Origin of the sequence: Fulvivirga imtechensis AK7, from assembly GCF_000331535.1 — a bacterium.
GTDB lineage: Bacteria > Bacteroidota > Bacteroidia > Cytophagales > Cyclobacteriaceae > Fulvivirga > Fulvivirga imtechensis.
The window spans coordinates 14,275-35,889 of record NZ_AMZN01000054.1 but is presented as its reverse complement, the minus strand read 5'-3'; the positions used below and the strand labels follow the sequence as shown (position 1 = coordinate 35,889).

Below are 21,615 nucleotides of genomic sequence, written 5' to 3'. Positions count from 1 at the left end.
TATAGAGTTATGAGTACTTAGCCATGAGTATTGAGTAAAAAGAGTGGAAATACGAACAGCAAAAGATGAATTAACTGGTCTCAATACTAAACATATATGAAAATTATAATTATCAATGGCCCAAATCTCAACCTTTTGGGCAAGCGTGAACCTGAAATATATGGTAATCAGGATTTTGAAGGCTTCTTTAAGCAAATAAAAGTCAATTTTAGTGGCGTAGACATAGAGTATTTTCAATCGAATATAGAAGGTGAGATTGTAGGAAAAATACAGGAAAAAGGGTTCGACTATGATGGCATTATTCTAAATGCAGGAGGATATACACATACTTCAGTTGCTATTTCTGATGCCATTGCGGCTGTAAAAACACCTGTAGTTGAGGTGCATATATCCAATATTTATGCCCGGGAAGAGTTCAGACACAAAAGCATCATCAGTAAAGAATGTATAGGTATGATATCAGGCCTGGGACTGGAAGGTTATTTGCTTGCTCTCACTTATCTAATCAATAGAAAATGAAAAAAGCGATCAGTTTTTATCCCGGCCCTTCCAGAGTTGATCATCGTATACCAATGTATGTAAGAGACGCTTATGACAATGGCATCTTGAGCATCAATCATCGAAGTGAAACATTTGTTAAGATGTATTCTCAAACAGTTGACCTGCTGAAGGAAAAGTTAGACATTCCCGAAGAATACAGCGTTTTTTTCACTTCCTCAGCAACAGAGTGTTGGGAAATTATATCGCAGTCGCTTATCCATACCAATAGCTACCACTTTTATAATGGCGCTTTTGGAAAAAAATGGTTTGAGTACACAAAAAAGTTAAAGCCTTATGCTATTGGCTATGAGTTTGACCTAGAGCAGGAGCTTAAAACCGGTGAGTTAGACCTGTCATCAGAAGAAGGTGTGATCTGTATTACACAAAATGAAACTTCAAATGGCACACACGTTGATAATGGGCGCATCGGCAAACTGAGAAAAAAATATCCAAAACACCTGATTGCTGTAGATGCTACTTCCTCAATGGCCGGCATCCATTTGGATTTCAGTCAGGCTGATGTATGGTATGCTTCCGTGCAGAAATGCTTTGGACTTCCCGCAGGGCTCGGGGTACTCATTTGCTCCCCCACTGCCATTGATACCGCTAAAAAACTAAATGAAAATAAGCATTATAACAGCCTCAGTTTTATGATCGACATGGAGGCTGTTAGACAAACGACCTACACCCCCAATGTGCTGGGTATCTACCTGCTTATGCGCGTATTAAAGAGGAGAAAGCACATTGAAAAAGTGGAGAAAAAATTACACAAGAGGCTTAAAATGTACGAAGAAATTTTCTCTGAAGATGAGCGATTCTCATTTCTTGTAAAAAACAAGAAGGTGAGGTCCGAAACGGTAGTGGTAGTTAAAGGCAGCAAAGAAGATATAATCTCGGTTAAAGAGAAAGCCAGTGAAGCAGGGTTGATCCTTGGAAACGGTTATGGTCCATATAAAGAGACGACTTTTCGTATAGCCAATTTCCCGGCTCTCGAAAAACAGGAAGTTAAGAAGCTGCTGAAGTTCTTTAAGAAATACTTTCAGCCTGAAAAACAGGAATAAAAAGTCTGGTCTCCGGTTTTTTTATAATTTCGCATTATGTTCAATTTGAAAGAGATCTTTTCGGTCACGCTAATTCTTTTTTCGGTAATAGACATCTTGGGCTCAGTGCCTATAGTGATCAACCTGCGAAAAAAGGAGGGGAAAATAGATTCTGTCAAAGCTACCATAATTTCTGGTGTGCTGATGGTAGTATTTTTATTTCTGGGGCAATCCATTCTCAAGCTCTTCGGCCTGGATGTAGGCTCGTTTGCCGTAGCAGGCGCTATTATTATGTTTGTAATAGCTATGGAGATGATACTGGGGGTTACATTATTCCGGGATGAGCCCGGCAGCAGCGGGACCGGCTCTATTGTACCATTAGCTTTTCCGCTTATCGCAGGGGCAGGTACGCTCACTACCATCTTATCACTAAGAGCAGTATATGAAACGCCCAACATTCTGGTAGGCATTGTTATCAACCTTGTCTTTGTATACATAGTTCTTAAATCCACTAACTGGCTGGAGCGAAAGCTTGGAAAATCAGGCTTTGCCATACTCAGGCGAGTATTTGGTATCATATTATTGGCCATTGCGGTTAAGATATTTAAAGAATACATTGTTATAGGATGATTACAATTTATACAGACGGGGCAGCTAAAGGCAATCCCGGTCCGGGTGGCTATGGTGTGGTGCTGATGGCTAAGGTAAATGGCAAACCTCTTCGAAAAGAGCTGTCGGAAGGATTCAGGAAAACCACCAATAACCGGATGGAACTGCTCGCTGTGATCAAGGGCTTGGAAGCATTAAAAAGGGCAGGCACCGCAGTCACCATCTATTCAGACTCCAAATATGTGGTAGATGCAGTTGAAAAAGGCTGGATCTGGGGATGGCAGAAGAAGGGCTTTAAGAATAAGGCCAATGTAGACCTGTGGCAGAGATTCATCCCGCTATATCAAAAACATAAGGTGAAATTTATCTGGGTGCGCGGACATGCCGGCAACATAGAAAATGAGCGTTGTGATGTATTGGCTGTTCAGGCAGCAGAAGGCCTGGATCTGAAACCAGATATTGGCTATGAAAATCAAGGAAATGGAAGCCTGTTGTAGCATAGTGCTTGGCTTTGTGTGCAGAGCGAACCGCTAGAGCAGTGCATCGATGTAATAATAGGTCATTACAAGGCAGACACCGAGCTTCAATACTGTCCCCAAAATAAACCCAACAAAAGATCCGATGGCAGCTTTAAATGCCTGTCCTGAAGATTTACCGGCAATTAATTCTCCGATAAGCGCTCCCAGCAATGGTCCTATGATGATACCTATGGGAGAAAAAAACAATCCGACAATCAACCCTACAAAAGTGCCCCATACACCCCACTTGGTACCTCCGAATTTCTTAGTGCCATAAGCAGGAATAAAGTAGTCAATCAGTACAACCCCGATAGTTATGGCTGTCCAGATAAGTAAAAAGTTAGTTGTGAAAGGAGGATTTTCCTGTAATTGGAGTAATAATAGCCCTACCAGGCTCAAAGGGGGTCCGGGAAGCACCGGCAAAACTGATCCTGCGATGCCAGCCAACATAAATAATCCTCCTAATACGGCAAAGAAAATATCCATTGATACTTATATTTAAAATTGCATAGCTTAATCTTCTATTATAACAAAAAGAATGAATATAAGGGAAGAAATACTTAAAGAACATTCCAAAAAAAACGCGCTGAGGATCGCTCAATACATTGGACATGACCCAAAAAGATTTGCGGAATTGATCGATTGCTTTTTAGGACAGGAATACCGTGTAACTCAACGAGCAGCCCAGGTGGTAAGCTGCTGTGCCGATAGACACCCTGAGCTGCTATTACCGCATCTGGATGAAATTTTATTAAACCTTCGGAGGAATATCCATGTGGCCGTCAAAAGAAATACTTTGCGTGTACTTCAGTATGTAGATCTCCCCGATCACCTTCAGGGACCCGCAGCGGATATCTGTTTTAAAATAATGGGATCAGGAAACGAACCGGTTGCCGTTAAGGTATTTGCCATGACCGTCCTGGCTAACATCTGTAAAAAGGAACCTGAGCTAAAAAATGAGCTTCGCATTTTAATCGAAGATCAAATGCCCTACGGATCGGCGGGTTTTATAAGCAGAGGAGCCAAAATATTGAAGCATTTATAGACGCACAACTCCACCTAATTAGTGTACGTGTAGCATTGAAATTCTTAACGCCATTTTCTCAAGGCCGTTCAGGTAACTGTCATCAACGAAAAAGTTGTTGGGCGCCTACCAATGACAAGTTTCTATTTCATACGGATAGCAATCCCCCACTTCCGTCATCCCGGGACGTAACGCAGTGAAGATCCGGGATCTCCTCGCTACTGGCTGTAACTGAACTTCAGCCTCTGCCGATGGATCACGGGATCCTGAATATTTTCTCCATTGCTCTGCGAAAATTCCAGGATGACGTAGTGGTTTATGATTTCTGTTACTCCTCAACGAAAAGTTGTTGGTTGCCTCGGGGTGATACCCTTAACTTAAGATCATTGGTCCCGCCCTTTGGCGGGGACGTTTTCTTACAATCACTATTATTTCACCTGCTTTTCTGAAAGCTCAAACCCTAACTGCGATAATTCTTCCAATATCGGGTTGTACACATCTCTTTCTATGGGTATTTTCACTCCCTTGGATTTGATCTTACCATTCAGGATCATCTTAGCGGCTATTCCCACAGGCAATCCGACGGTTTTAGACATTGCAGTGTTTATATCATCGTCACCGATGGCTACTAAAGTGCTGTGGATCTCCTTTGGCTCTCCTTTATCAAGATATTCAAACTTGTGCCACATCACGATCATATCCTTGTCTTCCTTTTTTAGTGTCCACTTTTTCTTCAGGATATGCTCAAGTATCTGAGCCGGAGTACCGTTATCCAGTCCAACCGGGGTGTTATCAAAAATGCCTATCCACTTCAGTCGATGCATTTCGGGTCCGTCCAACTCCAGGTTCATATAGTGAGCCAGCTTCAGCTCCACCGAGTCATAAGGATTATATGATAAGAAAGAATTTATAAAGTCCCGATGGGTCATTTCCTTAACACCTTCCATTTTATAGGTATCATCCGTTGCCCCCAATTGCACAAAGATATCCCAGGTTCTGCAGAAGCCCGGTCTTCTGAACGTTCCTCTGTAAATAGTGCGAATTCCACGTAATCCATATACATCAAGGTATTTCAGAGAATCACGGTTGGCATATCCTTCAAAATAGCCATAGCCGGGCACATGCACCTGCTCTGTCCTTCTGAAAAGCTTATGGTAAGGAATATATTTATAAGTACCCTCCTGAATAAACTTCACAATTCCTTGCCCAGCCAGCACAACATTTCTCGGATTCCAGGTAAACTTATACTCCCATGGATTATCATCATCCGTATCGGGCGCTAACAAACCTCCTGTAAACGATTCAAAAGCTGTGAGTTCGTGCCCCTGATCTCGGATATGGTCGATCACTTTCATGGCCGACATATGGTCAATACCAGGATCAAGTCCGCACTCATTTAAAATAATGGTATTTTTGTCAATGGCAGCCTGGTCAAGGGCCTTCATTTCGTCAGAAACATAGGATGCAGTGATCATATTAATACCCTGATCAACACATATTTTAGCCACTACCGGGTGGAACTTGGCTGGCAGCATAGAAATAACAATATCAGCCTTGCAGATCTCTTCAACTCTCTGCGACTCATTGAGTATATCAAATTGAAATGCACTGCTGTACTCGCTTTGAGGACACTTCTCAGAGGCAAGCTCCAGGGAATAATCCCCCACTCTAACGTGCCAGTTGCTATCTTTGGCTTCTCTTAGCAAATAATCTATTAATGACGAAGCCGACCTACCAGCCCCAAGTACCAAAATATTCTTCATGTTGTTGTGTTTCACTTTCAGGGCTCCAAAGTAAGGGAATTCACAAGGTTATTATCAATTCTTAGGCGTAAAAATTTTTCTAGTAGATATGACGTATTATATTGCGTAGATAGACGACAAATCTCATAATGATAAATTCAGATATAGAATTAAAGTATATAGCATATAATGATGAAGCAGAGTTGGAGCCTGAGGACAGAGCTCTTATTGATGACGCCAAAAAGGCCTCAGAAAGCTCCTATTCCCCTTATTCCAACTTCGAGGTAGGGGCTGCTTTACTTTTGGAGACAGGAGAAGTGGTGCGGGGTTCTAACCAGGAGAACTCCTCTTATCCTTGCGGATCATGTGCTGAACAGGTGGCCCTGTTTCATTCAGGAGCAAACCATAAGGATGTGGTAATAAAAAAAATTGCTGTTACCGCTAAGAAAAAAGGAGGCAGCGCATTTTTGCCCGTTACACCATGCGGGAGTTGCAGGCAGGTAATGCTCGAATATCAGATCAAACAAAATTTACCAATAGAAATATTGATGCAAGTATCTGCTAATAAATGGATTAAAGTAAGTTCGGTGGAGGTATTGCTTCCATTTTGCTTTAATAAAAATGCATTGTAGTTGCACCTTTTTATTGATTTTACGACAGAAATTGTAAATTAGTTAGTTGGCTTCAAAACATGATTTTTTAATGAAACTCGATTTTCAGGATCTATCTCTTGGTAAACAAGCAGTTGTCATTTTTGCTGGCTTTATTGTTCTGGCTGCCATTAACTTCTTTGTGATGTCATCTTCGAAGGGTGACCTGAGGGAAAATGCCAGGAAAATAGAAGCAGCCAGAGAGCTGCAACTACTCCCCGAGCAAATATCATCTGCTGCAACCCTTTATATCAATGGTGATCAGGCCGCCAAATCCCGTGTGCAGGAATTAGCCAAAAGCTATGAGAGGAAACTCAACCTTTTTACGGAAAAAGAAGAGCCCGAAATAATTGAAACTACAGACTCCATAGAGATTATCAGGGTGAGTTTGCTCGGACGAATGCATAATCAGTGGAATAAGGTTTCCAAAAACATCCAGGACCTGTTGTTTGAACCTGCTCAAATAGACACCATTGTTCAGGAAGTAAAAGAAATCCCCCTTTACGACTCACTCAATACCATCACCACGGAGACTACTCAAAAAATATTAACCATCGCCAACCCACGCGTGGAGCGCGCTAATAATTACCTGCAGGCTTCCGTCTCCGAACTTTCTGATCTGGCAAAGAGGCTGGTGGCGAGGCAAAAGAATCAGTTTAAGGATAAAAGTGCAGTGCTCACTTATATACCTCTGGCTTTCCTGTGTATCTCCATCGCCCTGGTTGTTTTCCTGCTCACTGTTATTTATAAAAAAGTATACCGGCCCATACTTGAGCTGGACAAAGTAGCCAACCACGTAAGTCAGGGCGACCTGTCAAAAAAATCAGAGTACACGGCAAATAATGAGATCGGAAAGATCGCACGGTCAATCAATAAAATAACCGATAACCTTCGCAATGCCACAGCCTTTATCAACAATATAGAAAATGGTAAGCTGGATGAGGAGTTTAAAGGAGTAAATGAAAAAGATGTAAGCCAACATGGGCTTGAAGGAGCATTATTGACTATGCGCGATCAAATGAAGCGGGTAGAAGAAGAGGAAAGAGAAAGAAAATGGTCCACTGAAGGATTAGCAAAATTTGTTGACATATTAAGATCTTCCAATGACGATGTATATACACTTGGTGACGTTATTATCTCCAATCTTGTGAAATACACCCATTCCAACCAGGGGGGTATATATGTGCTTAATGACGAGCATGAGGATAATAAGTACCTGGAGCTGATATCGCTCTTTGCCTTTGACACCAAAAAGTACGACAAGAGTTCCTATCGTATCGGGGAAGGCCTGGTAGGACAAACCTTTCAGGAAAGAGAGACGATTTATCTTATTGAGGTGCCTCATGAATACATTACCATTACATCAGGACTTGGTGGCGCCAATCCCAAATCCATACTGCTGGTGCCATTGAAGGTCAATGAAGATATATATGGTGTAATCGAACTGGCGTCCTTTGAAGAATATAAGACATACGAAATAGAATTTGTCGAAAAGCTGGCGGAAAGTATTGCTTCAACCATTGCTGGAGTAAAGAATAATCAGCGTACCAGGCAGCTTCTTGAAGAATCTCAGGCACTTACGGAACAAATGCAGGCTCAAGAGGAAGAGATGCGACAAAATATGGAGGAGCTTTCTGCCACCCAGGAAGAGATGTCAAGAAAAGAAGTAGAAATGACTGCACAGCTTACAGCTATTAATAACAGTCTTTCAACTGCCGAGTTTGATATGAAAGGCACTCTCATGAATGCCAACCTTAACTACATAAAATTATTAGGCTATCAGCAAATTGATGAAATAAGTGAGTTACCTTTTGCTTCTTTAAGTAATGAAGATAACTCAGGCCTATGGAACACATTACGTGATGGAACCAGCCAATCAGGCCAATTTAAGAAGAGAAAGAAGTCCGGAGAGGAGATCAATGTAAATGCTACTTTTACTCCGGTAAAAAATAAAAACGGGGAGCTTTACAAGGTCATTGAGCTAATCCTTTCCGTGGAAACAGCCTCAACTTCACCGGTCGTGGACAAAGAGGAACTAAAAAATATGAAGGAAGTGGAAGAGGAGCTCCGTCAGAACCTGGAAGAGCTGGAGATCACCCAGGAGCAGTTGGATCAGAAACTAAAGTTGTCAGAAGCCGCGCTCAACAGCATTGACCAGGTAGTTAAGATCATCAGCCTACAAGCTGACGGAAGGATTATCAATATTAATAAAGCCGTTGAGAATCTTACGGGTTACAGCAATAGCGAACTTGCAGGCCAGCCTGTCGACCTATTGGTAGAAGAGGATTTTTTACAGGATATCGAACCTGGCGCTACTGCCCGAAGAGAGTTAAATATAAAAAGCCAACCGGAACCGCTCAAGGCAGCGGTAGAAATCAGTGCAGACGCTGCCGGAAGCCACATTTATTTAATATGGATATAAATTGATAAGAATACCCTTGATTTAGATGAAGCTTAACTTTAAGTTTTAAAAGAAATTATTAAATTACATAATTTACACACTCACAGAATAGCTGGCATATAGATAATGAAGGAAATTGACATTGCAGATTTAAAGCGCATAACTGAATTAGTGAAGACAAAATATAATTATGATTTCACTAATTATGCTATGTCATCATTCAAGAGGCGGATCCTAAGAATACTGGAGATCCATAATCTAACTGTTGAAGAACTGATCAAGAGGCTACACGAATCCTCTTTTTTAGACGATTTTTTAAACGAGATCACCGTTAACGTTACTGAAATGTTTCGCGATCCTCCATTTTGGAGAGTATTGCGCGATGATATTATTCCGGCTATACTCCTCAACCATCAAAAGATAAGGATATGGCATGCCGGCTGCTCTTCCGGAGAAGAGGTTTTCTCTATGGCCATTTTGCTCAAGGAGATGGGCATTCTGGAAAATGTTTCGGTCATTGCAACTGACCTCGATACCAATATTCTTGAGGTAGCCAAATCAGGGGCCTATAACCTCAAGAATATGGAACTTAATGAAAAGAACTATATCCGGTATCAGGGCACCTCTTCTTTAAGCAAGTATTATAAAGAGGCTAACGGTAAGGCGGTGCTTGATAAATCATTGATTGAAAATGTATCTTTCAGAAAGCACGACCTGGTAAAGGGAGAAGTATTCAATAAGTTCGACCTCATATTGTGTAGAAATGTTATGATCTACTTTAATCAGACGCTGCAAAATGATGTGTTGAGAAAGTTTCATGAGAGTCTGTTTAAATATGGCTACCTGGCAATAGGCTCAAAAGAATCTCTCATCTGGTGCGATATAGCCAGCAAATTTATTGTAGTTAATAACGAAGAAAAAGTATATAAGAAAATAAAGGATTGAGGTAACCTGAAAATTAGGGGATGAGCCGATTTAAGCTAAATAATAGATATAAAGCCGTAGTGATTGGTGGATCAGCAGGAAGTTTTCAGGGAATTGTAAAGATACTTTCCAACTTACCTCAAGACTTTCCGCTACCAATAATTATGTGCTTGCACAGACTGAAACATGTTAGAAACGGTTTCGTAGAAGCGCTATCCATAAAAAGTATTATGGAAGTGACCGAGCCATATGATAAAGAGAATATTAAGAAGGGTAAGGTTTACCTTGCCCCGGCTAATTATCATTTATGTATAGAATTAGGCAACTATTTCAGTCTGTCAACAGAAGAAATGATCAATAATTCGAGACCAGCCATCGATCTCACATTAGGCACGGCGGCATATGTTTATCGTGATAAACTCATTGGCATATTGCTCTCCGGGGCAAATCGTGATGGTGGCCTGGGGATGAAATACATCAAGGAACGAGGGGGCCTTACTATCGTACAAGACCCGCAGGAGTGCATGATAGACACCATGCCAAATGCCGCCCTGAGCGCAACTACCATTGACCATGTGCTTAAAATAGATGAGATCGTTGAATTTTTTAATGAGTTAAACAAACAGTATAAATAGATTAGAATGAAATTTCAATTTAGAAAATTAAGCATTGCTCTCATACTGTTATATGTAGCATTCATGATTTTCACGGCATATACACTCTTTAAGCTTCAGGGTGATCTGGTTTATGAAAGCCAGGTACTCAGCATTTCGGATCTTTCAGATGCCAGTATAGTATTTGCCAAGCTCTACCTCATTACCGGCCTTACTTTGCTCATTGGGTTAGGAGGGCTGGTATTTTCGCTTAACAAGAGTAATGTAGAGGTGATATATGTGGAGAAAAAAAGAAATGACAACATCGATGACCAGGGAGAGGAAAAAGAAGAACAAAAAAGCCACACATTGGACCTGAACATTATCAGGGATATGGTAGCCAAAGAGGCTGACCAGCTAATACTGGCAAAAAACATTTTAACACACCTTTGCAAACACATCGATGCCGGCATTGGCGCTTTTTATACAACATCCAAAGAAGATGGAAAAAGAATGCTTGAAATGAAAGCCTCTTACGCACTGGCACTTGGTGAGTCGCAGACAATCAAATTCGAGTTTGGCGAAGGCCTTGTAGGGCAGGCTGCCCTGGAGCAAAAGACACTTATAATTGACGATATTCCCGAGGGTTATATTAAAATAGTATCAGGACTTGGAAGCGCCACACCTACTCATCTATTGATCGTGCCTGTTAAGCGCGACAATGAGCTTTTTGGAGTAGTGGAAATTGCATCTTTTACCGAGTTGGGGAAAAATGAAGCTGAAATGGTAGGCGCAGCATTCAAATTATTGACTCAGAAATCAGCCGGAGGTACTAAGGCCACGAAAGCAGAGGAGGGCACAACAGAAAAACCCACAGAACCGGAAGCAGAAGAAAAGAAGGAAAAGAAAAGTAGAACTACCAAAAAAGGAAGTAACAAAGCATAAAACATATATCCATTTATGTTTAAACAATTTACAATAAGTACGAAAATAACAGCGCTGGTAATAGTTGTAGTAATGTTAGCTGTTGCAGCTATCAGCTTTATATCCTACAGGATGACCAAAGACTCCGTCATTGAACGGTATGAGGCAAGCCTGACAGTAGTTGCTGACAGTAAATCGGATAGAATAAACGCCTACTTTGGTCATATTATATCCAACTTAAAACTACTTCAGGAAACAAAGACCATTAAAGAAGGAGCCTCCGCTTCGGCCAGCGCCAGTTCAGGTGGCTTTGATACCTTTTCCATGGACTTCTCTGCTGATGCACCCGCTGAGGATGAAGCAGAAGACTTTGGTTTCGGTTTCGAAGAAGAATCCACACCTGAGCCTCAGCCACAGGTAAGCTACGATGTTAGTGGTTTTCTAAACGAAGTAAAAGCAGCGCAAGGCTATGAAAATATCTATATAACCGAGAGCAATGGTATCATAAAATACTCCACCAACTCCTCTCTTAGTGCCGGGAGCAACTTCATGGATCGTGATGGAAACACGTTGAGCAAGTCTTTACAAGGTATTTATTTCAGCAATATTTTCAAGAATAAAGATAACAACAAGTATTACATCTATGGCGGAGCCCCTATTTCGCACCCATCAGGCGACAATTCATTACTACTCATAGAGATCTCCATGGATGATATCCATGACATTGTAAATGATCATACTGGCCTGGGTAATACTGGTGAGATCATACTGGCCAAGGTAGATACCACATCTGACCGGATTAATTTTCTTAATACTGTCCGTAATGACATGGATAGTAACGTAAAAATTCTAAAGGATGGCAGCACCAAGGCCAAAGCCGTTCAGGATGCCGTCTCCGGTAAGTCCGGAGCGGGAATAAGAACAGACCACAAGGGTGTTGAAACGGTAGCTGTTTGGCGCTACCTGCCAAGTGTAGACTGGGGTTTGGTGGCGAAAATTGACACCGATGAAATTTTGTCTGAATCCAAGGCGCTAAGGAACAGGTTCCTGTTATCCGGTTTGGTTATTGTTATCCTGGCTACGCTGATATCCCTAATTTTTTCAAAGTACCTGGTTAACCCACTGCTTTCATTAAAGAAAACCCTGGAACTGGTAGGCAACGGAGTACTGCCCGAAAAAGTAGAAAAACAAACCAATGATGAGATCGGGATGATGGCCGTGAGCCTCGACCACCTGGTACAGACATTAAAAAATACGGCTCAATTTGCTCAACAGATCGGGGAAGGCAACTTCACTGCGGATTTCAGGCCCATAAGTGAGGAAGATGATCTGGGAATATCACTGGTAAACATGCGCGATAACCTGATCCAGGCTGAAAAAAGAGACAAAGAGCGCAACTGGATCGTTACGGGTGTCGCTGAGATCGGTGAGATCTTAAGGGCGCACGACAATCTGGAACAACTGGGTGATGAGACCATCAAGTATATTATTGAGAAGATCGGAGCGGTTCAGGGTGCATTTTATGTTATTAATGATGAAGATGATAGCAGAGAAATGGTGCTTGAAATGAAATCAAGCTATGCCTACAACCGCAAAAAACATCTACAGGTAAGCTTTAAATTTGCGGAAGGTCTGGTAGGACAGGCTGCCGCAGAAATGGATACCGTACTCCGCACAGAGATCCCTGACGACTATGTGACCATCACCTCCGGTATATTAGGCGACCAAAGGCCTACCTGCATACTTATCGTGCCATTGATCACCGATGAAAAAGTATATGGTGTATTAGAATTTGCCGGTTTTGAGAAATTTGATGAAGGGAAAGTAAAGTTTGTAGAAGAGCTGAGCCTGATCCTGGCCAGAACAGTTTTCAACATCAAGGTCAACGAGCGTACCAGAAGGCTGCTTGAAGAATCGCAGGCAATGAGCTCCGAGCTCCAGGAAAAGCAGGAGATACTCCGGCAAAATGCCGAAGAAATGCAGGCAACACAAGAGGAGCTAAAGAAATCGAACACCAAACTGGAAGAACAAATAGAAGAGGTGAACAGAACGCAGAAACGTATGCAGTTGCTACTTGAAAATGCCTCTGAGGTGATCACCATCTATGAAGAAGACGAGACCATAAGGTACATAAGCCCTTCTGTAGAACCTATCCTGGGTTACAGCCAGAAGGAAATGATGGGCAAATCAGATGTTGACAAGGTACATCCTGATGCCGTTGAAGCCTTCAGGGAAATGTTCGGTCAGCTAAAAGCCAACCCTGATGAGCAGGTGACCATCCAGTATGAGTACCAGACAAAAGAAGGCAACTATATCTGGCTGGAATCAACAGGAACAAACTTCATGTCGAACCCAGCTATCCATGGCTTGATCGTAAACTCCACCGACATTACGGAGCGCAGAAGGGCTGAGCAGGAGCAAAGGATGAGAAGTAAAATGCAGGCGCTTTCTGAAAATTCACCTGATCTTATCACCAGACTTGAAAATGAGACCATTTCGTATATCAACCCGGTAATTGAAGAATATACAGGAAAGCGACCCGCCGACTACCTGAATCACAAGGTCCGGGAAACTGATCTGAACGAGCTGGTGCTTGAGCAGTGGCTGAAAATAGTGGAGCAGGTGAATGCTTCCAACGAAAAGGTAGCCACAGAAATGGACTTTCCTTCCGAAATGGGGGATAGGGTGATGCAGGTGAATGCCATACCTGAATATGATGAAACCGATCACCTGGAGTCTGTGCTGGTGGTATCTCACGATATCACTGAGAGGAAGATGATCGAGCTGGAGATACAGAACAAGAACAAGAAGATCGCAGATAGCATTAATTACGCCAAGCGTATCCAAAATGCTATTTTACCTAACACAGCCGTTATTAACCGGGTACTGCCTGATTCGTTTATCCTGTATAAACCAAAAGATGTGGTTAGCGGAGACTTTCCCTGGTATGTGCAGGTAGGCGAAGATATATACATGGCTGCAGTGGACTGTACAGGGCATGGGGTGCCGGGCGCATTGCTGTCATTGATAGGTTACTTCCTGTTAAATGATATTGTCAGAAGTAGAAAGATCTCCGATCCCGGACTGATCCTTGACCAGTTGGATGAAGGTGTAACCTCTACCCTTCGGCAAGATCAGGACGATTCGAAAACAAAAGATGGGATGGACATTGCGCTCTGTAAGATCAGTGTAGCTAATAAAACAGTAGAGTATGCGGGCGCTCATCGTCCATTATATATCATGAAAGATGGTGAGATGGAAGAGCTCAAAGGCAACAAATTTGCCATAGGAGGCGGGATATATAAAAACCAGACGAATTTCACCAACTACAAAGTAAATTTATCAAAAGGAGATTCCATTTATTTCTGTTCGGATGGTTTCCCTGATCAGTTTGGAGGCCCTCAAAATAGAAAATTTGGCCCCAAGCGCCTGAGAGAGCTAATACAGCAAGTACATACCAAACCTATGAAAGAAGCCTTTAAGGCGTTTGATCACGAATGGGAAAGTTGGAAAGCTGATGAAAAACAAACAGATGATGTACTATTAATCGGTATAAAATTTTAGAACTTATAGATTAAAAGTACTATTTTGGTGAGCAATTGGCCATAGGCTTGACACAAAATGAATCAAAGTATTGATCGACAATTAGAATAAACAATATAACGACTTATGAAGTATATTTTCGATTTACACCAAACCATGCTGGAACAAAACCTGATATTGGTTTACGAAGGTGAATTTACCCAGGAGATAACCAAGTCAGTACTGGCCATGGCGGAGAGAAACATGGACTCTTCAGGTGAAGAATCCACTATCAAACGCAAGGTCTTCAATGTCATGGTTGAATGTCTTCAAAACATTGTCAAGCATGCTGATGACGTAGAACATAACCACTCGGCAATATTCATGATCGGCAAACAGGACAATGAATATATTATTGTTTCCGGCAATCCTATCAGAAGAAATCATGTCGCAAGCCTTAAAGAGAAGTTGGACCAGATCAACAGCCTTGATAAAGACGGTTTGAAAAATCTGTACAAGGATATCATAAAAAACACGGAAATATCCGATAAAGGAGGCGCTGGTCTGGGTTTTGTTGATATGGCCAGAAAATCGGGCAGAAAACTTGAATACGACTTCCTCGATATGGAAAACGGAGATTCGTTTTTCTGCTTAAAGTGTTCAATTGCAAGAGTTTAATCATAGAATCAACTATTTTTTAAATATCATATAAAAATGGAAATACTTAATTTAGAAGGAACTGAAGATACCCCAAAAATCATATTAGATAAAGGAAACGGCATCTTTGAAATCTCCGGAAGATCACTTCCTGAAGATTCTGCTGAATTCTATCAGCCAGTCCTGGATTGGATTAATGAATATGCAGAGAGTCCAAATCCGAGTACCGATTTCATGTTCAAGTTAGAATATTTCAACACTGCATCTTCAAAGTTGATCCTCGATGTATTATCAGCACTGGAAGATATTGATGGAGTAAACATCTTATGGTACTTCCATGAAGATGATGAAGACATGGAAGAGGCAGGAGAAGAATTTTCGGAGTTGGTTGAGATTCCGTTCGAGTTCAAAACATATTAATTTCCGTTCTTAATTTTTTAAACTTTTAATCTGTAAGTATCGGAATTAGCCAATGAGTGAGGAAATACTTAAAGCATTGACCCAATTGTTTGCCATCATTACCAAGCAGGATGGCGGTGTCACGGAAAAGGAACGGCAGTTTGTAATCAGCTTCTTTAAACAAGAACTTGATCAGGATTCCGTAAAGGAATACCTGGAGCTTTATGACAAATTCTCCGGCTATAGTAAAGAAAAAAATGATGATGAAGAGGAGGAAGAAGGTAATAAAAAGAGAAAACTCACCTCCGTACGCGACTCAGTAAAAACATTAGGTCTTTGCAAAAAGATCAACAAAACCCTAACTCAAAAACAAAAAGTAGTTGTATTGATCAAAATTCTTGAACTGGTAGGTTCTGACAAGAACTTCACCCCTCAAAGAATGGAGATTATTGATACGATCAGCACCGTATTTAACATAGTAAAAGATGAATACAAGCTTATCGAAAGCTTTGTAATCCAGCAAAGTGTCGAAGAACTCGATTACAATGATATTCTGCTGGTCGACAAAGAGGTAAACACTGCAGAAACAGAAAGAAACGCTAAGCACCTTCAATCTGATATTCATGGCAGCATCATATTCCTGAGGGTAAGGAGTGTTGACATGTATTTCACAAAATACATAGGAAAAGATGAAATTGTACTGAACGGTTTCATCATGTTAAAAAACAGGGTGTACTTGTTCTCGCATGGCAGTACAATCAAAACCCCTTTAGGCTCAGCTCTTTATTACAGCGATCTTATAGCGTTGTTCAATGAAGAATTTAACACTACCAAGCTATCGTTTAACGCTGACATTGAGGAATTCCGGTTTCCGAATGGAGCTCTGGGTTTAAGGGATGTGAAAATAACGGAGGGGCCAGGAAAGCTTATCGGTATCATGGGAGCCAGCGGGGCCGGAAAAACAACTTTGCTAAACGTACTGGCAGGCATAGAACGACCTTCAAAGGGCAGTATCAAGATCAACGGCTTCGATATCCATGAAGATGCCGACAACATCCATGGCGTTATTGGCTATGTTTCGCAGGATGACCTCCTGATAGAAGAGCTCACAGTATATGAAAACCTTTACTACAATGCAAAACTCTGCTTTGCTACATATACAGAAGAGGAACTTAGCAACAGAGTACTTGAGGTCTTGGAAAGTCTTGGACTTGATCAAAGAAAAAACCTGAAAGTAGGTAGTGTGCTCGACAAGACCATCAGTGGCGGGCAAAGAAAAAGACTCAATATAGCTTTGGAACTCATTCGTGAGCCTGCAATACTTTTTGTTGATGAGCCTACTTCCGGGTTGTCTTCACGTGATTCTGAAAATGTAATAGACCTGCTCAAAGAGCTATCACTAAAAGGAAAGCTGATTTTCGTGGTTATCCACCAGCCTTCGTCAGACATCTATAAAATGTTTGATAAGATGTATATCATGGATACGGGCGGCTATCCGGTATTCTACGGCAACCCCGTGGAAGCCGTAACTTACTTTAAAAGAGCTACCAACCAGGTAGACAGCCAGAGAGGGCAGTGTGAAACCTGCGGCAATGTAAATCCTGAGCAAATATTTAACATCATAGAGGCTAAAGTAGTTGATGAGTATGGCCAGTTGACAAACAAAAGGAAAGTCAATCCTCAGCAGTGGCATGAGAGCTTTAAAACTAACTTCAGCATTGACAAGGTAGAGGATATCAATGAGGAGCCTCCTCACTCACTTGATATACCCAATAAGCTCAGACAGACCATAATTTTCACTACCAGAGATATGCTCAGCAAACTGAGCAATAAACAATATCTCCTCATTAACCTGCTGGAGGCTCCATTATTAGCGCTGATCCTGGCATTTATTATACGCTATAAAAGCTCACCCTTTGGGGATGAGTACATTTTCAGGTTTAATGAAAATATACCAGCTTTTATGCTTATGAGCATTATCGTAGCCCTATTCATGGGACTTACCGTAAGTGCCGAAGAAATTATACGCGACAGAAAAATACTCAAGAGGGAATCATTCCTTAACCTGAGTTGGAATAGCTATCTTATGTCCAAATTATTCATACTGTTCCTGCTTTCAGCAATACAAACCTTTTCTTTTGTACTGGTAGGCAACCTCATATTAGAAATCAAGGATATGACCTTCTCGTTTTGGTTTGTCCTCTTCAGTACCTCATGTATGGCCAATGTACTGGGCTTAAACATATCGAGTGCATTTAATTCGGCAGTAACCGTATATGTACTTATTCCACTTTTGCTGATCCCTCAGATGATCCTGAGTGGACTTTTGTTTAGCTTTGATAAGCTGAATAACCTGATAAGTACAAAAGGAAAAGTGCCCGTTGTGGCAGACCTGATGGCTTCGCGTTGGGCATATGAAGCGATGGCAGTAGATCAGTTTAAGAATAATCCTTACCAAACTCCATACTATCAATTGGAAAAAATTAAATTCCAGGCAGATTTTAAGTCTTCATATTTGGTAGAGGAGCTAAAAAGCAGAAGATCTTATATATCAGATCACTATCAGGACAAGAATGATTCTGTAAGAGCACTTGTAGAAAAGGATCTGGCGATAATAAAAGGAAGATTAAAAGAGGAGCCCTTCCGTAACGGCATTGAAAAGCTGGATGTAGAAAAACATTTGACCCTGGAAAACTATAATCCGGAATTGGACCAACAACTAGCTAACTATCTACAAGCTTTTAAAACACATTACCAGGATGTTTACAACGAGACCGATGCTAAGCTTAACAAGATGGTTATCTGGTTTGAAAATAATAAAGATTATGACTATGATCTCAATGACTATAAAAACAGGTATTTTAATGAAAGTCTGGCAGATCTGGTTACGAATATCAGTGAAAAAGACAGGATCATAGAATATAATGGAGAACTCATCCAACAGATCAACCCTGTATTCAATGACCCCACGTCACCGGGTCATCTGTTTGACTACAGGACTCATTTTTTTGCTCCAAAGAAGTACTTTTTAGGAACTTACATAGATACGTATTATTTTAACGTAATAGTTATTTGGATAATGACGTTAATTCTTTATTTTACACTTTATTTTTTATTACTTAAAAAGGCTCTGGAAGGCTTTGGAAAAATAAAATGGGGCCATAAAGAGAAGGCCTAAAAGCCTTCCTGTGCATGTCTGAAAAGTAAATAATGGTTTGTATTAGATAAATGAATTTATATTTTTGTTACCACTTTTAATTTTTTACCTATGAGGATCTTATCACTTGGGCTATTATTGGCTTTAATTATAACTGCTTGTGACTCTGGGAAAAGACCTGATGAAGAAGCCTTTTTAGAAAGCCTGGATTCAGCTGAAGTTAAAGGACCTGCCATTTCTGCGGAGGTAATAAGCAGCATTATTCAGCAAATCCCTTCTCCGCTGGAAATCTCGGTGCTTCTCAAAGAATCAGGGACTAAGTATGACAGAACATTACTGAATTCTCCCAGTAACCTTTCCAAATACAACAGCAATTACAGAAAAGCTTTAAACCTTGGTATATACGGCACTGATCTGGGGTATACCAATATATATGAGCAAAATCAGGACGGTCTGGATTATATGGCCGCGATCAAGGAGCTTGCCAATGGCCTCAATATAGGGCAATTTTTTGATATTGAAACAATAGGAAGGTTAGCCACCAACAGCAAAAATCTCGATTCTTTGCTTTTGATCACTACACAGAATTTCAATAATATAAATTACTACCTGCAAGAGCAAAACAGAGCCAACCTGAGTGTCCTACTCCTGACAGGAGGCTGGATGGAAGCCATGCACATCACTTGTCAGGTATCTGCTAAAGATCCTGGAAACAAAGAATTACAAGAAAAAATTGGAGAGCAAAAGATCATTTTAGAGAATATAGTACTGCTTGTATCTTTTTATCAAGAGGTAGATCCAAATATGGCACTACTTTTGGAGGACATGAAAAGACTGCAAAAAGAATACGAGTCAATAGAAATAATCACGACTTATAAAGAGTCGACATTTGAAATTGTTGATGGGGTAATGGTAATTAAAGATAACAGCTCCAGCGAGATCAGGATCACCAAGGAGAATATCGATAACATAAAAGACATCGTTGCTTCCATAAGAAAAAAAGTAATCAGTTAAGAGGAAAACATGCGTAATATGAAAAAGGCAATTTATTCAATTTTTGTTGTGGGTTTATTTTTCCTGTTATCGGGTACTGCAAACGGGCAATGCAACCCGGAGCAATTCACCGATGCTTGTATACCTAAGCTGGCCTCAGGGTTTAATTTCCTGAAAAGCTACAAAATAGATGGCCAGGGAGGTGCAAAAAATAAAGTTGAATACTCTTACGTATTTACTAAAGGCACACAATATATGATCAACGTTTGCGCTACCGGAGAGAGTACAGACGGAATAGTGGTATCACTTTTTGATAGTAACAGAAATCAGGTTGCAAGCAGCAAGCTGAATGGCCAGTACATCTCAGCTATCGCGTACCCTTGCAATACAACAGGAATTTACTATATCCAGTATACCTTTGATAACAGCGCGCAGTTCTGCGGAGGTAGCGCACTGGGTTTTAAAAGATAAACCTCTTAATTTATTCAGGAAAGCAGGTTCCCGAGGGAAACCTGCTTTTTTATTTCCCAAAATGAGACAGCATAGTATCACATTCGGATTCGAAGCACGCTATTTTCAGCTTGGCGAGATCACTGATAGCACCAGGGAAATAATATTCGTGCTTCATGGATATGGCCAACAAGCAAAGTATTTTATCCGAAAATTCAATTCAATAAGCACTGCCGAAACCTGCATCATAGCCCCGGAAGGTCTTAACAGATTTTATACGGAAGGGTTCAGTGGTCGTGTAGGCGCCACCTGGATGACGAAAGAGGACCGCCTGACGGATATTAAAAACTATATCACTTATCTAAATGCCATCTATGATCAGCTCCTGCCTGCCGGGAATGGCAATATCAAAATCTCCATAATCGGTTTTTCTCAGGGCGCTGCTACAGCTTCACGCTGGGCCGCTGATGAACATGTACCCTTTCACCGACTAATCCTGTGGGCCGGCATATTTCCACCTGATATGGACATTGAAAACGCTACAGACAAGCTTCGTGGCAAATCCATTTACTATGTATATGGCACAGATGATCCGTTCCTGACGAAAGAAACGCTTATTGAAATGAAACAACTCTCCGGCAAACTAAGGGTGAAGCCAGTTAACCTTATATTTGAGGGTAAGCACGACATTGATGAAGGCCCGCTGAAAAAGATCTTTATGAACGATTAACAATCGTTGAACTGGCTTGGGCGGTAGGAAAAATGATCAAATCGCTGACATTGACATGGGCAGGCCTTGTCACCACAAATAGTATTGTTTCGGCTATATCCCCGGGAGTGAGCGGTTTTATTCCACTGTATACCTGGTTAGCCTTGTTTTCGTCCCCTTTAAACCTCACTAATGAAAACTCCGTTTCAACAAGTCCGGGATTGATGGCGGTAACTTTAATGCCATATGGATTTAAATCCATGCGCATACCGTTATTAATAGCATCTACAGCATGTTTTGATGCGCAATAAACATTGCCATTGGAATATACTTCCTTTCCCGCAATGGAACCAATATTAACGATGTGCCCTGACTTCCGCTCTACCATACCAGGCATCACGGCTTTTGAAACATAAAGCAGGCCCTTTACATTGATATCGATCATCGCATCCCAATCGTCAACATCACCCTTATCAATTGGAGATAACCCATGAGCATTGCCTGCATTGTTTATTAGCACGTCAACCTGCCGCCACTCAGTTGGTAATGACGAAATAGCATTTGTCACTTCCGATTTGTCCCTGACATCAAAACACAATGTATGCACATGACAAACTTTAGTCAACTCCTGCTTTAGTTGCTCCAGGCGCTCCTTACGTCTTCCACATGCAATAAGATCAAAATTATTGTCAGCCAATACTTTAGCTGTAGCTAAACCAATGCCTGATGTAGCTCCGGTAACAAGTGCGATTCTTTTAGACAT

General features: G+C 41.2%; 20 protein-coding genes. 17 read left to right on the top strand and 3 right to left on the bottom strand.

The window, feature by feature from the left end; all coding sequences use genetic code 11:
• Positions 1–96: 96 nt before the first annotated feature.
• Genes aroQ through rnhA form a run of 4 tightly spaced genes read left to right on the top strand, consistent with a single transcriptional unit; the run spans position 97 to position 2,686 of the window.
• Positions 97–519, top strand: coding sequence for a type II 3-dehydroquinate dehydratase (gene aroQ / locus C900_RS16320; protein WP_009581178.1), 423 nt, complete (start codon positions 97–99; stop codon positions 517–519).
• The gene (locus tag C900_RS16315; RefSeq protein ID WP_009581177.1) at positions 516–1,601 is read left to right on the top strand and encodes an aminotransferase class V-fold PLP-dependent enzyme; all 1,086 of its coding nucleotides are present in this window, start codon (positions 516–518) and stop codon (positions 1,599–1,601) included. The genes aroQ and C900_RS16315 overlap by 4 nt, the downstream gene beginning before the upstream one ends.
• A gap of 36 nt (positions 1,602–1,637) precedes the next feature.
• Positions 1,638–2,210 carry a MarC family protein gene (locus tag C900_RS16310; protein WP_040496944.1) on the top strand — a complete coding sequence of 191 codons (573 nt, stop codon included), beginning with the start codon at positions 1,638–1,640 and terminating at the stop codon, positions 2,208–2,210.
• Positions 2,207–2,686, top strand: a complete 480-nt coding sequence (rnhA, locus tag C900_RS16305) for a ribonuclease HI (protein ID WP_009581174.1) — start codon at positions 2,207–2,209, stop codon at positions 2,684–2,686. Before C900_RS16310 ends, rnhA begins: the two co-directional genes overlap by 4 nt.
• Before the next feature lie 33 nt (positions 2,687–2,719).
• On the opposite strand, the gene C900_RS16300 is transcribed toward rnhA, so the two are convergent.
• Positions 2,720–3,193, bottom strand: coding sequence for a DUF456 domain-containing protein (locus tag C900_RS16300; RefSeq protein ID WP_009581173.1), 474 nt, complete (start codon positions 3,191–3,193; stop codon positions 2,720–2,722).
• A gap of 52 nt (positions 3,194–3,245) precedes the next feature.
• Between C900_RS16300 and C900_RS16295 the strand changes: the two genes are divergently transcribed.
• Entirely contained in the window at positions 3,246–3,752 is a 507-nt protein-coding gene (locus C900_RS16295; RefSeq protein ID WP_009581172.1) for a hypothetical protein, read from the top strand.
• Between the two features lie 407 nt (positions 3,753–4,159).
• Here the strand turns inward: C900_RS16295 and C900_RS16290 are convergent, their stop codons facing one another.
• A complete protein-coding gene (locus C900_RS16290; protein ID WP_009581171.1) occupies positions 4,160–5,494 on the bottom strand; it encodes a saccharopine dehydrogenase family protein in 1,335 nt (444 codons plus the stop codon).
• A gap of 128 nt (positions 5,495–5,622) precedes the next feature.
• Between C900_RS16290 and cdd the strand changes: the two genes are divergently transcribed.
• The 12 genes from cdd to C900_RS16230 all read left to right on the top strand — a co-directional run bounded on the left by cdd (position 5,623) and on the right by C900_RS16230 (position 20,873).
• Entirely contained in the window at positions 5,623–6,105 is a 483-nt protein-coding gene (gene cdd / locus C900_RS16285) for a cytidine deaminase (protein ID WP_009581170.1), read from the top strand.
• A gap of 70 nt (positions 6,106–6,175) precedes the next feature.
• Positions 6,176–8,545 (top strand): PAS domain-containing protein, encoded by a 2,370-nt coding sequence (locus C900_RS28550; RefSeq protein ID WP_009581169.1) that lies wholly within the window; start codon positions 6,176–6,178, stop codon positions 8,543–8,545.
• Between the two features lie 105 nt (positions 8,546–8,650).
• On the top strand, positions 8,651–9,469 hold the full coding sequence (locus tag C900_RS16275; RefSeq protein WP_009581168.1) for a CheR family methyltransferase: 819 nt from the start codon (positions 8,651–8,653) through the stop codon (positions 9,467–9,469).
• A 20-nt stretch (positions 9,470–9,489) separates the two neighbouring features.
• On the top strand, positions 9,490–10,083 hold the full coding sequence (locus tag C900_RS16270; protein ID WP_040496943.1) for a chemotaxis protein CheB: 594 nt from the start codon (positions 9,490–9,492) through the stop codon (positions 10,081–10,083).
• Positions 10,084–10,089: 6 nt separating this feature from the next.
• Positions 10,090–10,986 carry a GAF domain-containing protein gene (locus tag C900_RS16265; protein WP_040496942.1) on the top strand — a complete coding sequence of 299 codons (897 nt, stop codon included), beginning with the start codon at positions 10,090–10,092 and terminating at the stop codon, positions 10,984–10,986.
• A gap of 15 nt (positions 10,987–11,001) precedes the next feature.
• Complete coding sequence (locus C900_RS16260) at positions 11,002–14,529, top strand: PAS domain S-box protein (RefSeq protein ID WP_009581165.1); 3,528 nt, start codon at positions 11,002–11,004, stop codon at positions 14,527–14,529.
• Between the two features lie 105 nt (positions 14,530–14,634).
• Positions 14,635–15,165 (top strand): SiaB family protein kinase, encoded by a 531-nt coding sequence (locus C900_RS16255; protein WP_009581162.1) that lies wholly within the window; start codon positions 14,635–14,637, stop codon positions 15,163–15,165.
• Between the two features lie 36 nt (positions 15,166–15,201).
• Positions 15,202–15,564 carry a DUF1987 domain-containing protein gene (locus C900_RS16250; protein WP_009581160.1) on the top strand — a complete coding sequence of 121 codons (363 nt, stop codon included), beginning with the start codon at positions 15,202–15,204 and terminating at the stop codon, positions 15,562–15,564.
• A 52-nt stretch (positions 15,565–15,616) separates the two neighbouring features.
• The gene (locus C900_RS16245; RefSeq protein WP_009581158.1) at positions 15,617–18,721 is read left to right on the top strand and encodes an ATP-binding cassette domain-containing protein; all 3,105 of its coding nucleotides are present in this window, start codon (positions 15,617–15,619) and stop codon (positions 18,719–18,721) included.
• 90 nt (positions 18,722–18,811) lie between these two features.
• A complete protein-coding gene (locus C900_RS16240) occupies positions 18,812–19,714 on the top strand; it encodes a hypothetical protein (protein ID WP_009581156.1) in 903 nt (300 codons plus the stop codon).
• A gap of 18 nt (positions 19,715–19,732) precedes the next feature.
• Positions 19,733–20,164, top strand: a complete 432-nt coding sequence (locus C900_RS16235) for a hypothetical protein (protein ID WP_009581154.1) — start codon at positions 19,733–19,735, stop codon at positions 20,162–20,164.
• Between the two features lie 61 nt (positions 20,165–20,225).
• Positions 20,226–20,873, top strand: coding sequence for an alpha/beta hydrolase (locus tag C900_RS16230; protein ID WP_009581152.1), 648 nt, complete (start codon positions 20,226–20,228; stop codon positions 20,871–20,873).
• On the opposite strand, the gene C900_RS16225 is transcribed toward C900_RS16230, so the two are convergent.
• Complete coding sequence (locus tag C900_RS16225) at positions 20,860–21,615, bottom strand: SDR family NAD(P)-dependent oxidoreductase (RefSeq protein WP_009581150.1); 756 nt, start codon at positions 21,613–21,615, stop codon at positions 20,860–20,862. The two genes, C900_RS16230 and C900_RS16225, sit on opposite strands and share 14 nt — an antisense overlap.

What these genes read in the sequence shown, in the direction of transcription:
- aroQ (WP_009581178.1), top strand. Translation starts at nt 97, where the DNA reads ATGAAAATTATAATTATCAATGGCCCAAATCTCAACCTTTTGGGCAAG.
- C900_RS16315 (WP_009581177.1), top strand. Translation starts at nt 516, where the DNA reads ATGAAAAAAGCGATCAGTTTTTATCCCGGCCCTTCCAGAGTTGATCAT.
- C900_RS16310 (WP_040496944.1), top strand. Translation starts at nt 1,638, where the DNA reads ATGTTCAATTTGAAAGAGATCTTTTCGGTCACGCTAATTCTTTTTTCG.
- rnhA (WP_009581174.1), top strand. Translation starts at nt 2,207, where the DNA reads ATGATTACAATTTATACAGACGGGGCAGCTAAAGGCAATCCCGGTCCG.
- C900_RS16300 (WP_009581173.1), bottom strand. Translation starts at nt 3,193, where the DNA reads ATGGATATTTTCTTTGCCGTATTAGGAGGATTATTTATGTTGGCTGGC.
- C900_RS16295 (WP_009581172.1), top strand. Translation starts at nt 3,246, where the DNA reads ATGAATATAAGGGAAGAAATACTTAAAGAACATTCCAAAAAAAACGCG.
- C900_RS16290 (WP_009581171.1), bottom strand. Translation starts at nt 5,494, where the DNA reads ATGAAGAATATTTTGGTACTTGGGGCTGGTAGGTCGGCTTCGTCATTA.
- cdd (WP_009581170.1), top strand. Translation starts at nt 5,623, where the DNA reads ATGATAAATTCAGATATAGAATTAAAGTATATAGCATATAATGATGAA.
- C900_RS28550 (WP_009581169.1), top strand. Translation starts at nt 6,176, where the DNA reads ATGAAACTCGATTTTCAGGATCTATCTCTTGGTAAACAAGCAGTTGTC.
- C900_RS16275 (WP_009581168.1), top strand. Translation starts at nt 8,651, where the DNA reads ATGAAGGAAATTGACATTGCAGATTTAAAGCGCATAACTGAATTAGTG.
- C900_RS16270 (WP_040496943.1), top strand. Translation starts at nt 9,490, where the DNA reads ATGAGCCGATTTAAGCTAAATAATAGATATAAAGCCGTAGTGATTGGT.
- C900_RS16265 (WP_040496942.1), top strand. Translation starts at nt 10,090, where the DNA reads ATGAAATTTCAATTTAGAAAATTAAGCATTGCTCTCATACTGTTATAT.
- C900_RS16260 (WP_009581165.1), top strand. Translation starts at nt 11,002, where the DNA reads ATGTTTAAACAATTTACAATAAGTACGAAAATAACAGCGCTGGTAATA.
- C900_RS16255 (WP_009581162.1), top strand. Translation starts at nt 14,635, where the DNA reads ATGAAGTATATTTTCGATTTACACCAAACCATGCTGGAACAAAACCTG.
- C900_RS16250 (WP_009581160.1), top strand. Translation starts at nt 15,202, where the DNA reads ATGGAAATACTTAATTTAGAAGGAACTGAAGATACCCCAAAAATCATA.
- C900_RS16245 (WP_009581158.1), top strand. Translation starts at nt 15,617, where the DNA reads ATGAGTGAGGAAATACTTAAAGCATTGACCCAATTGTTTGCCATCATT.
- C900_RS16240 (WP_009581156.1), top strand. Translation starts at nt 18,812, where the DNA reads ATGAGGATCTTATCACTTGGGCTATTATTGGCTTTAATTATAACTGCT.
- C900_RS16235 (WP_009581154.1), top strand. Translation starts at nt 19,733, where the DNA reads ATGAAAAAGGCAATTTATTCAATTTTTGTTGTGGGTTTATTTTTCCTG.
- C900_RS16230 (WP_009581152.1), top strand. Translation starts at nt 20,226, where the DNA reads ATGAGACAGCATAGTATCACATTCGGATTCGAAGCACGCTATTTTCAG.
- C900_RS16225 (WP_009581150.1), bottom strand. Translation starts at nt 21,615, where the DNA reads ATGTCTAAAAGAATCGCACTTGTTACCGGAGCTACATCAGGCATTGGT.